At 72.9% G+C, this 13,162-nt stretch carries 13 protein-coding genes; 9 read left to right on the forward strand and 4 right to left on the reverse strand.

What is annotated here, in order from left to right; translation table 11 throughout:
- On the reverse strand, positions 1-840 hold the full coding sequence (locus tag FHX44_RS42820) for an MFS transporter (RefSeq protein WP_212612541.1): 840 nt from the start codon (positions 838-840) through the stop codon (positions 1-3).
- 101 nt (positions 841-941) lie between these two features.
- On the opposite strand from FHX44_RS42820, the gene FHX44_RS18520 reads away from it, so the two are divergent.
- Positions 942-1,373: a hypothetical protein gene (locus FHX44_RS18520; RefSeq protein WP_147256936.1), complete on the forward strand. Its 432-nt coding sequence runs from the start codon at positions 942-944 to the stop codon at positions 1,371-1,373.
- A 92-nt stretch (positions 1,374-1,465) separates the two neighbouring features.
- Here FHX44_RS18520 and FHX44_RS18525 read toward each other — a convergent pair whose 3' ends face one another.
- Positions 1,466-1,993 carry a three-helix bundle dimerization domain-containing protein gene (locus FHX44_RS18525; protein ID WP_147256937.1) on the reverse strand — a complete coding sequence of 176 codons (528 nt, stop codon included), beginning with the start codon at positions 1,991-1,993 and terminating at the stop codon, positions 1,466-1,468.
- A 142-nt stretch (positions 1,994-2,135) separates the two neighbouring features.
- On the opposite strand from FHX44_RS18525, the gene FHX44_RS18530 reads away from it, so the two are divergent.
- The 5 genes from FHX44_RS18530 to FHX44_RS18550 all read left to right on the forward strand — a co-directional run bounded on the left by FHX44_RS18530 (position 2,136) and on the right by FHX44_RS18550 (position 8,805).
- Entirely contained in the window at positions 2,136-3,680 is a 1,545-nt protein-coding gene (locus FHX44_RS18530) for a carboxyl transferase domain-containing protein (protein ID WP_147256938.1), read from the forward strand.
- 86 nt (positions 3,681-3,766) lie between these two features.
- Positions 3,767-5,740, forward strand: a complete 1,974-nt coding sequence (locus tag FHX44_RS18535; RefSeq protein WP_147256939.1) for an acetyl/propionyl/methylcrotonyl-CoA carboxylase subunit alpha — start codon at positions 3,767-3,769, stop codon at positions 5,738-5,740.
- The gene (locus FHX44_RS18540) at positions 5,740-6,888 is read left to right on the forward strand and encodes an acyl-CoA dehydrogenase family protein (RefSeq protein ID WP_212612542.1); all 1,149 of its coding nucleotides are present in this window, start codon (positions 5,740-5,742) and stop codon (positions 6,886-6,888) included. Before FHX44_RS18535 ends, FHX44_RS18540 begins: the two co-directional genes overlap by 1 nt.
- A 46-nt stretch (positions 6,889-6,934) precedes the next feature.
- A complete protein-coding gene (locus FHX44_RS18545) occupies positions 6,935-8,383 on the forward strand; it encodes a fused MFS/spermidine synthase (RefSeq protein ID WP_147256940.1) in 1,449 nt (482 codons plus the stop codon).
- 32 nt (positions 8,384-8,415) lie between these two features.
- The gene (locus tag FHX44_RS18550; protein WP_147256941.1) at positions 8,416-8,805 is read left to right on the forward strand and encodes a hypothetical protein; all 390 of its coding nucleotides are present in this window, start codon (positions 8,416-8,418) and stop codon (positions 8,803-8,805) included.
- Between the two features lie 9 nt (positions 8,806-8,814).
- Here FHX44_RS18550 and surE read toward each other — a convergent pair whose 3' ends face one another.
- Positions 8,815-9,615 carry a 5'/3'-nucleotidase SurE gene (surE, locus tag FHX44_RS18555; RefSeq protein ID WP_147256942.1) on the reverse strand — a complete coding sequence of 267 codons (801 nt, stop codon included), beginning with the start codon at positions 9,613-9,615 and terminating at the stop codon, positions 8,815-8,817.
- Positions 9,616-9,769: 154 nt separating this feature from the next.
- Here surE and FHX44_RS18560 point away from each other — a divergent pair, with 154 nt between their 5' ends.
- From FHX44_RS18560 to FHX44_RS18570, 3 genes are all read left to right on the forward strand, one after another.
- Positions 9,770-10,222 carry a MaoC family dehydratase gene (locus FHX44_RS18560; protein ID WP_147256943.1) on the forward strand — a complete coding sequence of 151 codons (453 nt, stop codon included), beginning with the start codon at positions 9,770-9,772 and terminating at the stop codon, positions 10,220-10,222.
- A gap of 12 nt (positions 10,223-10,234) precedes the next feature.
- The gene (locus FHX44_RS18565) at positions 10,235-11,452 is read left to right on the forward strand and encodes an acetyl-CoA C-acetyltransferase (protein WP_147256944.1); all 1,218 of its coding nucleotides are present in this window, start codon (positions 10,235-10,237) and stop codon (positions 11,450-11,452) included.
- A 74-nt stretch (positions 11,453-11,526) separates the two neighbouring features.
- On the forward strand, positions 11,527-11,775 hold the full coding sequence (locus FHX44_RS18570) for a hypothetical protein (RefSeq protein WP_147256945.1): 249 nt from the start codon (positions 11,527-11,529) through the stop codon (positions 11,773-11,775).
- A gap of 258 nt (positions 11,776-12,033) precedes the next feature.
- Here the strand turns inward: FHX44_RS18570 and FHX44_RS18575 are convergent, their stop codons facing one another.
- Positions 12,034-13,050 carry an aldo/keto reductase gene (locus tag FHX44_RS18575; protein WP_147256946.1) on the reverse strand — a complete coding sequence of 339 codons (1,017 nt, stop codon included), beginning with the start codon at positions 13,048-13,050 and terminating at the stop codon, positions 12,034-12,036.
- Positions 13,051-13,162: the final 112 nt, after the last annotated feature.

The raw sequence follows: 13,162 nt of genomic DNA on the forward strand, positions 1-13,162 counted from the left end.
TCACGGGACCGTGCCGGTGAGCTCGGCCCCGCGCGTCTCCGGCAGCAGGAGCGCGCAGAACGCCATCACGAGGTAGGCGATCCCGGCGAACATCGCGATGGCGACCCCGATCGAGAGCGCATCGGCCAGCAGGCCCACGAGCAGCGGGAACAGCGCACCGATCCCGCGGCCGAAGTTGTGGCAGAAGCCCTGGCCGGATCCGCGCAGCTCGGTGGGGTACTGCTCGGTGAGCAGGGCGCCGAGCCCGCTGAAGTACGCCGAGGCCACGAAGCCGAGCGGCAGCGCGAGCACCGTGAACACGGGCGTGGGCAGGTTCAGCAACGTCATGGGCAGGACGATCACGAACGCCGCCACCGCGCACACGACGAGCGCGGGCCTGCGCCCGAGCCGGTCGGTAGCCGCCTTGGGCGCCGGTGCACAGCAGCGCGCACACCACCGTGGTGCGCAGCAGGTCGGGGCGGAAGATCCCGAGGAAGGACGGACGATCGCCGCGCCGATCGGCGGGCCGGACGAACACCTCGGGTTCGGGCACGTGCCGCGGATCCAGAACACCCCCAGCGCGGGCAGCACCCCCAGCGCGAAGAGCAGTCGCCACGCAGTCTCGGGCGGGAACAGCGACTGCGTCAGCACGTACAGCCCGACCGCGACACCCCACCCGACGGCCCAGCCGCTCTGCACGGTGCCGACCGCCCGCCCGCGGTACCGCGCCCGGACGGTCTCGCCGATCAGGATCGCCCCGACCGCCCACTCACCCCCGAACCCGAACCCCATGAGCCCGCGGAAGACGAGCAGCTGGCGTCCGTCGCTCGCGTGGTGACATCGACCTGTACCAGCGGCCATCGGTGGCGGTCATGGGCTCGGCCGACCAGTGGAGGGGCCACTCGGCAAGCAGCCCTATGATCATTTGCGAGTAGTCCGATCGGGTGAACGGGGGGTTAACGGTGGGTTGGGACGAGATCCGGGATCTGCATGTCGAGTTCCTGGCGGAGCAGGGCTTCCGGCCGAAGGTGGACGAAGAGGGCGACATCCACTTCCGGTACGAGGGCCGGCACCACTTCATCATGGAGACGCAGGACGAGCAGTACTTCCACCTGCTGTTCCCGAACTTCTTCCCGCTCTCGAACGAGGCGGAGGTCGAGGAGGCGGCGCTCGCGGCTTCCGCCGCGTCGCGGGCCACCAAGGTCGCGAAGGTGTACCTCAACCCCGCGCAGGACAACGTGAGCGCCTCGGTCGAGCTGCTCGTGGGCAGCCCGGCGGACGTCCACGCGCACCTCCTGCGGTGCCTGGGCATCCTCGGCACGGCGACCGGGAAGTTCCTCGAGGAGATGAGCGCCCGGCTGGCCGCGGCGGTGCCGGCGGACAGCGCGAGCTGAGCCGACCACTCGAGGCGGTGGCGACAGCCGCCTGCGCGGCTGCCCTGGCGGGCCGGCAGCACGCCACCGCGACCGCCGTGGCGGTGGGGGTGCTAGGCCCGGCCTGCTGCGTCAGGGTCCAGGAGGCGCCGGACCGCCTTGTCGACGAGGACCGGCAGGTAGTCGCGCACCGTCGCCGAGTCGAGCTCCTTGCGCTGCTCGGCGATGTACCGCAGCACCCGCTCGGCGTCGGTGCCGCCGTTGGGTGCGAAGTCGCGCAGGAGCCGCGCGGTGACGTCCTCCCACTGCTTCGCGAGGCGCTCCGCGTTCGCCCTGGCCAGGAAGTCGTCCCCGCCGGGCTCCGCTGTCGTGGCGGGCGCGTGGACCGTGGTGCCGGTCGGGGCGGTCGCGGCGAGGTGGCCCAGCCGGGCCATCAGGCTCGGGGCGCCGGGGAGGCGCGGCTGCCGGGAGCCCGGGTCGAGCAACGGACCGTTGTCCACGAGCGGCCCGCCGGACTTCAGATTCCGGTCGATCTTGCGGTGGACGTGTTTGAGGTTCTCGTCGGTCCGGCGGGGGACGGGCTGCGCCCACCGGGACGAGGCGTTCGATCGCTGGGGAGCGGATCCGGTCGACGAGGTCACGGCAGCGATCCTCCGGGCGGGCCGATGTTGATCAACCGAACGTTAGCGGATCCCACTTCCGGGGCCGCACCCGAACGGGTCGTACTGGCGACCTTGGTTAATGAACGTTAACATCGCGTCGGCTGCGACCGAAGGAGGTCCGATGCCCGTCGCCACGTCCGGCGCAGAGCAACGCAACGCTGCTGCCCACCACGAGCTGGTGGCCGACCTGAAGGCCCGCCTCGCCGCCGCCGCCCTCGGTGGACCGGGGCGCGCGCGGGCGCGGCACGTCGAACGCGGGAAGCTGCTGCCGCGGGACCGGGTCGACGCCCTCGTCGACCCGTCGAGCCCGTTCCTCGAGCTCTCCCCGCTCGCCGCGAACGGCATGTACGGCGACGAGGCGCCGGGAGCGGGCATGATCACCGGCGTCGGGCGGGTGGCCGGGCGCGAGGTCGTGGTCGTCGCGAACGACGCCACCGTCAAGGGCGGCACGTACTACCCGATGACGGTGAAGAAGCACCTGCGTGCGCAGGAGGTGGCGCTGCACAACCGCCTGCCGTGCATCTACCTGGTCGACTCCGGCGGCGCATACCTGCCGGAGCAGGACTCCGTGTTCCCCGACCGGGAGCACTTCGGGCGCATCTTCTACAACCAGGCGCAGATGTCCGCCCGCGGTATCCCGCAGATCGCGGCGGTGCTCGGCTCGTGCACCGCGGGCGGGGCGTACGTGCCTGCGATGAGCGACGAGGCCGTGATCGTCCGCAACCAGGGCACGATCTTCCTCGGCGGTCCGCCGCTGGTGAAGGCCGCCACCGGGGAGGTCGTCACGGCGGAGGAGCTGGGCGGGGGCGACCTGCACGCACGCGTCTCCGGGGTCGCCGACCACCTCGCCGAGGACGACGCGCACGCACTGCGCATCGTGCGCGGAGTCGTCGGCACGCTCGGGCCGCGCGCGCCCCGGCCGTGGGACGTGGCGCCTGCCGACGAGCCGCTCGCCGACCCGGACGAGCTGTACGACGTCGTGCCCACCGACTCCCGCACGCCCTACGACGTGCGCGAGGTGATCACCCGGATCGTCGACGGCTCGCGGCTGCACGAGTTCAAGGCCGAGTTCGGCACCACGCTCGTCACCGGCTTCGCGCGCATCCACGGGCACCCGGTGGGGATCGTCGCGAACAACGGGATCCTGTTCTCCGAGTCGGCGCAGAAGGGTGCGCACTTCATCGAGCTGTGCGACCAGCGGGGCGTACCGCTGGTGTTCCTGCAGAACATCTCCGGCTTCATGGTCGGGCGGGAGTACGAGGCGGGCGGGATCGCCAAGCACGGCGCGAAGATGGTCACCGCCGTGGCCACGACGCGCGTCCCGAAGTTCACCGTGATCATCGGCGGGTCCTTCGGGGCCGGGAACTACTCGATGTGCGGGCGCGCGTACTCGCCCCGGTTCCTGTTCATGTGGCCGAACGCGCGGATCTCCGTGATGGGTGGGGAGCAGGCGGCCACCGTGCTCGCGACCGTCGGCTCGGGGGCGGACCCGGACGCCGTCCGCGCCCAGTACGAGCACCAGGGCAACCCGTACTACTCCACGGCCCGGCTCTGGGACGACGGCGTGATCGACCCGAAGGACACCCGGACGGTCCTGGGCCTGGCTCTGAGCGCAGCGGCGAACGCGCCGCTGGAACCGCCCGGCTTCGGGGTCTTCCGCATGTGAGCCCTTCCGACGAACGGCGCGTTCGTCGGTACCCATCCGACGAACGCGCCGCTCGTCGGAACCGAATCGGAACCAGGGAGGCGCGCGTGTTCGACACCGTGCTCGTCGCGAACCGCGGTGAGATCGCCGTGCGCGTGCTGCGCACGCTGCGGCGCATGGGGATCCGTTCCGTCGCCATCTACTCCGACGCCGACGCGGGTGCGCCGCACGTCCGGCTCGCGGACAGCGCCGTGCGGATCGGGCCCGCCCCGGCAGGCCGGAGCTACCTGTCAATCCCGGCGGTGCTGGACGCGGCCGCCGCGACCGGCGCCCAGGCGATCCACCCCGGCTACGGGTTCCTGTCCGAGAACACGGCGTTCGCCGCGGCGTGCGCGGATGCCGGGATCGTGTTCGTCGGACCACCGGCTTCGGCGATCGAGGCCATGGGCGACAAGATCGCCGCGAAGGCCACGGTGGCCAAGGCCGGGGTCCCGGTCGTCCCCGGTTCCGACGGGGCGGGGCTCACCGACGACGAGCTCGCGGCCGCCGTCGAGGAGATCGGCTACCCGGTGCTGCTCAAGCCGAGTGCGGGCGGCGGCGGCAAGGGCATGCGCGAGGTGCACCGGTCCGACGACCTGCCCGACGCGATCGCGTCGGCACGACGAGAAGCGCGCGGCGCGTTCGGTGACGAGACCCTGCTCGTCGAGCGCCTGATCGCGACGCCCCGGCACATCGAGATCCAGGTGCTCGCCGACGCCCATGGCGACGTCGTGCACCTGGGCGAGCGTGAGTGCAGCCTGCAGCGGCGCCACCAGAAGATCGTCGAGGAGGCGCCATCGGCGCTGCTCACCGACGAGCAGCGGGAGGCGATGGGGGCCGCCGCGGTCGAGGCGGCGCGGGCGGTGGGCTACACCGGCGCCGGAACGGTGGAGTTCATCGTCGGAGCGGACGACCCGGACCGCTTCTACTTCATGGAGATGAACACCCGGCTGCAGGTGGAGCACCCGGTCACCGAGGCGGTGTACGACGTCGACCTCGTCGAGGCGCAGTTGCGCATCGCGGCAGGCGAGGTGCGGCCGTGGCCGGAACGCATCCGGTCGTCCGGGCACGCCGTGGAGGCGCGGATCTACGCAGAGGACCCCGCCGCGGGCTTCCTGCCGACCGGTGGGCGGGTGCTGGTCCTGCGCGAGCCGTCCGGCGTGCGCGTCGACTCCGGCATCGCGACGGGCAGCGTGGTCGGCAGCGACTACGACCCGATGCTCGCCAAGGTGATCGCGCACGGCGCCGACCGCGCCGAGGCGATGCGCAGGCTCGACGCCGCGCTCCGCGACACCGTGCTGCTCGGGGTCGACACCAACATCGGATTCCTGCGCGCCCTGCTCGCAGACCCGGACGTGCGGGCAGGCCGCCTGGACACCGGGCTCGTCGCGCGCAGGCTCCCCGACTGGACGGCCGCCGACCTGCCGGCCGACGTGCTCGCGGCGGCCGCCGCGCACGCCCTGCTCGTGCTGGAGCCGGTCGGCCCGGTGGTGGACCCGTTCGACGTGCCCGGCGGCTGGCGGGTCGGTGAGCCCGCCTGGACTGTGTGGCGGATGTCGGTGGGCGGGCACGACCCGGTCGCCGTGCGCATCCGGGGCAGGGCCGCGGCGGCGGAGGTGGCGGTCGGTGACGCCGAACCGCTGCCGTGTGCCGCGCAGCGTGACGGGGACACCCTGGTCGTGACCCTCGACGGGCTCACCCGGCGCTACGCCTGCGCGCTCGACGGCGACACCCTCTGGCTCGGCCGGGACGGGCGGGCGTGGGGCATCCGCGAGCAGGCGCCGCTCGACGCGGCGGCGTCGGCGGAGTCCGGGGCAGGCGGGCCGGTGCTCTCGCCGATGCCCGGGACCGTCACCGCGGTCGAGGTCGAGGACGGGCAGCCGGTCGAGGCGGGCGCCCGGCTGGTCGTCGTGGAGGCGATGAAGATGGAGCACGTGCTCACCGCCCCCGTCGCGGGGGCCGTCCGCGAGCTGCGCGCCCGGCCGGGCGACACGGTCGCGAAGGACGCCGTGCTGCTGGTCGTGGAACCGGAGGTGGACTGATGGACCTCACACTGAGCGAGGAGCACGAGGCGCTGCGCGCCACGGTCGAGGACTTCGCCCGCAAGGAGGTCGCCCCCGTCATCGGCGAGCTCTACGAGCGCGGCGAGTTCCCGTACCAGCTGGTGGCGCGGATGGGCGCGATGGGCCTGTTCGGCCTGCCCATCGACGAGGAGCACGGCGGCATGGGCGGTGACTACTTCGCGCTGTGCCTCGCCCTCGAAGAGCTCGCGCGCGTCGACTCGTCGGTGGCGATCACGCTCGAGGCCGGGGTGTCGCTCGGTGCCATGCCGCTCCACCGCTTCGGCACCGCCGACCAGAAGCGGCGGTGGCTGCCCGCGCTCGCGGCCGGGGAGAAGCTCGGTGCCTTCGGGCTCACCGAGCCAGGGGGCGGCTCGGATGCGGGCGCCACCCGCACCACCGCCCGGCTCGACGGCGACGAGTGGGTGATCAACGGCTCCAAGGCGTTCATCACGAACGCCGGCACCGACATCACCTCGATCGTCACGGTCACCGCGATCACCGGCGTCGGCGAGGACGGCCGCAAGGAGATCTCGGCGATCATCGTGCCCGCCGGCACGCCCGGCTTCCGGGTCTCGCAGAAGTACTCGAAGGTCGGCTGGCGCGCCTCCGACACCCGCGAGCTCTTCTTCGACGACTGCCGGGTGCCTGCCGAGAACCTGCTCGGCGAGCGCGGCCGCGGGTACGCGCAGTTCCTGTCGATCCTCGACGAGGGCCGGGTCGCGATCGCGGCCCTCTCGGTCGGGCTCGCGCAGGGCTGCGTGGACGAGTCGGTGCGCTACGCCCGGGAGCGCGAGGCGTTCGGCTCACCGATCGGCAGCTACCAGGCGATCCAGTTCAAGATCGCCGACATGGAGGCGAGGGCGCACACCGCCCGCCTCGCCTACTACGCCGCCGCGGCGAAGATGCTGCGCGGCGAGCCGTTCAAGAAGGAGGCGGCGATCGCCAAGCTGGTGGCGTCCAACGCGGCGATGGACAACGCCCGCGACGCCACCCAGGTGTTCGGCGGCTACGGCTTCATGAACGAGTACCCGGTGGGGCGCTTCTACCGCGACGCCAAGATCCTGGAGATCGGGGAGGGCACGAGCGAGGTCCAGCGCATGCTCATCGCCCGCCACCTGGGCCTGTAACCCTCCCCGCCGTCGATCACGGGGCGCCGGGCGCGAGGATGGTGGGGTGAACGCCCTGTTCGCCCGGATCGTCGTACTCGTGAGCGGTGCCGCGATCCTGGTGGTGGAGACGCTGGCGACGCGGCTCGTGGCGCCGTACGTGGGGCTGACGCTCGAGTCGACGTCGGCCGTGATCGGCGTGGCGCTCGCGGGCATCGCCGCCGGCGCGTCGCTGGGTGGGCGCTGGGCCGACGTGCTCCCGCCGCGCCGGGTCGCAGCGGGCGCGCTGGCCGTGGGCGGGCTCGGGGTGCTGGCGGTCCGGCCCATGGTCCGGGTGCTCGGCCCGGCGCTCGGCCCCGGCCCGCTGGCCGCGATCGTGCTGGTGGCGGCGTCCACGCTCGTGTCGGTCACCGCGCTCGCGATGGTGACGCCCGCGGTCACCCGCGCCCGGATCGCGCACGTCGAGGGGTCCGGCGCCGTGATCGGCGGGCTGTCCGCCGCGGGGACGGTCGGGTCGCTGGCCGGGGTGTTCCTCACCGGCTTCGTGCTCGTCGCGTTGCTGCCGGTGGCCATGATCCTTCTTGTCACGGCCGCAGCGTGCCTGGTGCTCGCGCTGGTCACGGCCGCGATGCCGGTCGGCAGGACGGTCACCGGCACGGCCGTCGCCGCCGCTGTGCTGGCCGCCGCGCTCGTGGCGGTGCCCGGGCGGTGCGACGTCGACACCGTCTACTACTGCGCGAGCGTGCGCGCCGACCCGGCCGACCCGGACGTCCGCGTGCTGGTGCTCGACGACCTGGACCACTCCGCCGTGGACATGGCCGATCCCGCGCACCTGCGGTTCGCCTACACCCGGCGGTTCGCCGACGCGATCGACACCGCGTTCGCCCCGGGCGTCCCGCTCGACGCGGTGCACGTCGGCGGGGGTGGCTTCACGATGCCGCGCTGGCTCGCCGCCACCCGCCCCGGCTCGGCCTCCACGGTGCTCGAGGTGGACGAGGGGGTCGTCGAGCTGGGCCGCAGAGAGCTCGGCGTGGGCGGGATCCCCGGTGTCGACGTCCGGATCGGTGACGCGCGCAGCCTGCTCGCCGCGGTGCCGGACGCGTCCGCGGACGTCGTGTTCGGGGACGCCTTCGGCGCCCGCTCGGTGCCGTGGCACCTGGCCACCGCCGAGTTCGTCGCCGACGTGCACCGCGTGCTGCGCCACGACGGCGTCTACGTGCTGAACGTGATCGACCACGAGCCGTGGCGCCTGCTCGCCGCCGAGGTGGCGACCCTGTCCCACAAGTTCCCGCACGTCGCGCTGCTGGCCCGGCCCGAGCAGCTCGCGCCGGGCGGTGGGGGCAACGCCGTGATCGTGGCCTCGGACCGCCCGATCGACGTCGCCGAGCTGGCCCAGCGGGCCGCGGTGCGCGGCGAGCCCGCATCGGTGCTCGACGGGGCCGCCGCGCTGCGCTTCGCCGGGGACGCGCCCGTGCTCACCGACGACTGGGCACCGGTCGATCAGCTGATGAGCTGATGCCGCTAGTGTCCGCCGCAGGAGGTGGCGGGGTGGCTGAGTGGGACGACCTCGTGGCGTTCGTGCGGGTGCGCTACGAGATCATGCGGCAGGCCGAAGGCGAGCTGTGGTTCCGGCTGCCCACGACGGCGGACCGCACGCAGCTCGTGGTGGTACGGCTGGTGACGGGCGAGGACGACCATCCGTGGGCGGAGATCACCTCGCCGATCGGGCGGGTGGCCGACCTCGACCTCGCCCGGATGCTCGAGCGCGCGAGCGAGAGCGTGGCGGGCGGTGTGGTGGCCGCGAACGGCGTGGCGCTCTTCCGCCACTCCATCCCGTTCGGCGACACCGCTCTCGACGGCTTCGACCGGCCGTTCCGGCTCGTGGTGGACGTCGCCGACCGGCTCGAGCACGAGCTGACCGGCGGCGACGAGCACTAGCGCCGAGGACTAGCTGGCGCGCCTGCGCAGGGATCCGCCGGAGAGCAGGCCGGGCCGGTCGGTCACCGACTGCAGTTCGGTGAGGGTCGGGTGCCCGGCGGCCAGCAGGGCGGTGTCGGTGTCCGGCTCGAGCTCGCCGGCCAGTTCGGCCTCGTGGGTGTGTAGCAGGTCGACGTCCTCGCCGCTGACGTGGTCGACGCGCACCCGGACCGAACCCCAGTGCGCGAGCCGCGCCTCGCGCAGCTCGCCGAGCTCGCTCACGGGCAGGTCCGGCACGTTGAGCGAGAGCACCGTGCCGTCCGGGGCCCCGAGCAGCACGTCGAGCACGTCGGGAAGCACCTTGAGCGCGGACTCCCAGTGCGGGCGCTCCGGCTCGATCAGCGGGGTGCCGAGCGAGACCGCGAGCCCCCGCCACCCGTGCAGCGACGCCGCGAGCGCCGCGCCGATCGTGCCGGAGTGCAGCACCGCGTGCCCGAGGTTGGCGCCGACGTTGATGCCGGACAGCACCACGTCCGGCTCCGGGTCCAGCCAGCCGCGGCCCGCCGAGTGGACGATGAACGCGGGGTGGCCCTCGACGGCGAACGCGGGGACGTCCGGCAGCTCGGGAAGCTCCCGGCGGTGCACGCGGACGCGCCTGCCGTCCCGGACGGCCAGTACCGATCCGCCCACGCCGCTCGCGTCGACGTGCGGGGCCGCGACCACGACGTCGAAGCCGGCGTCCCGGGCTCCGGTTGCGAGGGCCACGAGGCCCGGCGAGTCGATGCCGTCGTCGTTGGTGATCAGGGCGCGGAGACGTCGGGAGGAGGCCACGCCCCCACGGTAGGTGAGACAGGTGACCGTCGGACGGCCGCGCGATGACGCTCACGCCCATTCCTGGGCCCGTGGCGGCGCTCACGAGCAGCCTGTCGGCGGTCGCGCGCTGTGGCAGGGTGACCGGCAGGGTCGCGGACGATCGGAGCGGAGCATGCGCGTCTTCAACGGTGTCGACGAGCTACGTGCGGCGGCGGGGTCCCCGCTCGGCGTGAGTGACTGGATCACGGTCGATCAGTCCCAGATCGACACGTTCGCCGACGCCACCCTCGACCACCAGTGGATCCACATCGACGAGGAGCGCGCGAAGGCGGGTCCGTTCGGCGGCACCATCGCCCACGGGTTCCTCACGCTGTCGCTGCTCCCGCACTTCGTGAAGCAGACCTACCGCATCGAGGGCACGAAGATGGGCGTCAACTACGGGCTGAACCGCGTGCGGTTCACCTCACCCGTGCCGGTCGGGAGCAAGGTGCGGGGCAACATCGACCTCGTCGAGGTCGCCGACGTGTCGGGCGGCGTGCAGATGACCACCAGGGTGACGGTCGAGATCGAGGGGTCGGAGCGTCCCGCGCTCGTCGCGGAGTGGCTCACCCGGCAGTACGTCTGAGGAGGAAATTCGATGCGTGACGCGGTGATCTGCGAACCGCTGCGGACCCCGGTGGGCGGGTTCGGGGGTGCGCTGCGGGACGTGCCAGCACACGAGCTCGCGGCCACGGTGATCCGCGCCCTCGTGGATCGCACCGGGCTGCCCCCGGACTCCGTGGACGACGTGGTGCTCGGGCACTGCTACCCCACCATGGACGCGCCCGCGATCGGCCGCGTGGCCGTGCTGGACGCCGGGCTGCCGGTCACGGTCCCCGGCCTGCAGATCGACCGGCGCTGCGGCTCGGGCCTGCAGGCCGTGCTGTACGCGGCGATGCAGGTGCAGTCCGGCGTGGCGGAGCTGGTGCTCGCCGGTGGTGCCGAGTCGATGTCGAGCGCGCCGTTCTACTCCACGGGGATGCGCTGGGGCGTCAAGGGCGGGCCAGGGGTCATGCTGCACGACGCGCTCGCCCGCGGTCGCGTCACCGCAGGCGGGATCAACCACCCGGTGCCGGGCGGGATGCTGGAGACGGCCGAGAACCTGCGCCGGGAGTACGGGATCCCGCGCGAGGAGCAGGACGAGTTCGCCGTCCGCTCCCACCGGCGCGCGGCGGCCGCTCGGGACGAGGGCCGCTTCGCCGACGAGATCGTCCCGGTCACGGTGAAGGGCCGGAAGGGCGACACGGTCGTCGACGCCGACGAGCACATCCGCCCCGACTCCACCGTCGAGAAGCTCGCCGGACTGCGGCCCGTGCTGGGCCGTGACGACCCGGAGGCCACGGTGACGGCGGGCAACGCCAGCGGTCAGAACGACGGTGCCGCCGTCTGCGTCGTCACCCACCCGGCGAGGGCCGCCGAGCTGGGGCTGCGGCCGCTGGTCAGGCTCGTGTCCTGGGGTATCGGCGGGGTGCCGCCCGCCACGATGGGCATCGGGCCGGTGCCGGCCGCGGCGAAGGCGCTCGACGCCGCCGGGCTGACGCTCGCCGACATGGACCTGATCGAGCTCAACGAGGCCTTCGCAGCGCAGGTGCTCGCCGTCACGCGGGAGTGGAAGCTCGTGCCGGAGGACTTCGAGCGGCTCAACGTCAACGGGTCCGGTATCTCGCTCGGTCATCCCGTCGGCGCCACGGGCGGCCGGATCCTCGCCACGCTCACGCGGGAGATGCAGCGTCGCGAGGCCCGGTACGGCCTCGAGACCATGTGCATCGGTGGCGGGCAGGGTCTCGCCGCGGTCTTCGAACGGGTGACTGCCTGATCATGACGTGAAACACCATCACCGCGGGGTACGACAGCTCTCGTAGAACACCGTTGCGAGAGGGGTCGAGGGAGATGGCTGTCGCGGGAACTGCGACGTTGAGCGGGCGGGACCGGGCCCTGCTGCGCGCGGTCGCCGCGGGACGTTGCCGACTCGGCAGTGGCTGGCAGCCGGTACTCCTGATCGACGGCCTCGCCTGTGCCGACTCCGCCGCAGGCCACCGGCTGGTGACCGCGGGCCTGATCGACCCACCCGACCCAGGCCGGCCCGTCGGCCCGGCGAGCATCACCGCACTCGGATGGCGCGCCCTAGGAGCGCCCTGAACGACTCCGACCTACTGCGCGACGCCCAGGCGGCAGAGGGGAGGGCAAGGCCGCGGTGTCCTGCCTCCCGGGCATCCGCTGATGCGGCACCCCGCTGGTGCAGGTGATGGGGCGTGCTGCTGGCGGAACGCGATCGCTCCCGACCGGAGGCGTGGGTCGTGAGCTGCGACGTTGTCTGCCTGGACGGCGGCATGTCTCACGGTCACACCCATCGCCGCGCCCGATACGTCTGCGGAGCGGTTGGGTCGCAGCGGGTGCTCAGCCGACCGCTGCCCCGTCGAGGATGCCCGCGATCTCGGCCATCTGGGCGCGGGTCAACGGCCCCGCGGCCAGGGCTGCGGCGTTCTCCTCGACCTGCGCCACGGTCTTGAAGCCGGGGATCGGCACCGTGCGCGGGCTGCGGGCCCAGATCCAGGCCAGCGCGCCCTGCGCCAGGGTCCGGCCGTCGCTGGTCAGGACGTCGCGGACGGCGTCCAGCCGGGTCAGCCAGTCCGCCGTCGGCCGACCGGCGGCGAACGCCGGGTGCCAGGCGGCGCGGCTGCGCTGGTCGTCGTCGGCGAACGTCGTGGACGGGGTGAACTTCCCGGTCAGCGCGCCCATCGCCAGCGGGCTTCGATTGATGCTGGCCAGGTTGAACTCGTCGCAGAGCGCCAGGACGGCGGGGTCCTCGTAGCCCAGGACGCTCAAGCCGTGCTGGACCACCGAGAACCCGGGGGCGTCGGCGAGTGCACGGATCGAGGCGGCGTCGTCGGTGCTCCATCCCCAGGCGCGGATCTTTCCCTCGCGGACGAGATCCGCCAGCACGTCGACCATCCGGAGCGCCTGCTCGGCCGGCAGGTCGCCGACGTGGAGCTGATAGACGTCGATGTGGTCGGTGCCCAGTCGCCGCAGGCTCGCCGCGAGTTCCTGCCGAATGCGGGACTCCAGCTCGGCGTCGGACGTCGGTTCCTCGAACTCGGAGACGGCGCGCTGTGCCTCGTCGACGCGGTAGCCGAACTTGGTAGCGAGTACCACGTCGTCCCGCTGGCCCGCGAACGCGCGGCCGAGGATCCGCTCGCTGTGTCCGGCCCCGTAGTTCGCCGCGGTGTCGAAGAAGGTGACGCCGAGCTCGTGGGCGCGGCGCAGGGCGCGCACGGACTCGTCGTCGTCCACCGCGCTCCAGCCGCCGGGGGAGCCCAGGAACGTCCAGGTTCCTCCGATCGCCCAACAGCCCAGCCCGAGGGCGGACACTTCGATGCCCGATCGGCCTAGTGTCCGCGGTTCTGCCGGTGTCATGCCGATCTCCTCTCGTCGATGCGAGTCGCGAACCAGAACGGGGTTCACACATCGACGGTATGAGCCCGATGGTCCGGCCGCCACGGCCACTCCTGGGTCAATCCAATAGGAC

It is taken from the genome of Pseudonocardia hierapolitana, from assembly GCF_007994075.1.
Classification (GTDB): domain Bacteria; phylum Actinomycetota; class Actinomycetes; order Mycobacteriales; family Pseudonocardiaceae; genus Pseudonocardia; species Pseudonocardia hierapolitana.

What these genes read in the sequence shown, in the direction of transcription:
- FHX44_RS18570 (WP_147256945.1), top strand. Translation starts at nt 11,527, where the DNA reads ATGGCTGTCGCGGGAACTGCGACGTTGAGCGGGCGGGACCGGGCCCTG.
- FHX44_RS18575 (WP_147256946.1), bottom strand. Translation starts at nt 13,050, where the DNA reads ATGACACCGGCAGAACCGCGGACACTAGGCCGATCGGGCATCGAAGTG.
- FHX44_RS18540 (WP_212612542.1), top strand. Translation starts at nt 5,740, where the DNA reads ATGGACCTCACACTGAGCGAGGAGCACGAGGCGCTGCGCGCCACGGTC.
- FHX44_RS42820 (WP_212612541.1), bottom strand. Translation starts at nt 840, where the DNA reads ATGGCCGCTGGTACAGGTCGATGTCACCACGCGAGCGACGGACGCCAG.
- FHX44_RS18530 (WP_147256938.1), top strand. Translation starts at nt 2,136, where the DNA reads ATGCCCGTCGCCACGTCCGGCGCAGAGCAACGCAACGCTGCTGCCCAC.
- FHX44_RS18565 (WP_147256944.1), top strand. Translation starts at nt 10,235, where the DNA reads ATGCGTGACGCGGTGATCTGCGAACCGCTGCGGACCCCGGTGGGCGGG.
- FHX44_RS18560 (WP_147256943.1), top strand. Translation starts at nt 9,770, where the DNA reads ATGCGCGTCTTCAACGGTGTCGACGAGCTACGTGCGGCGGCGGGGTCC.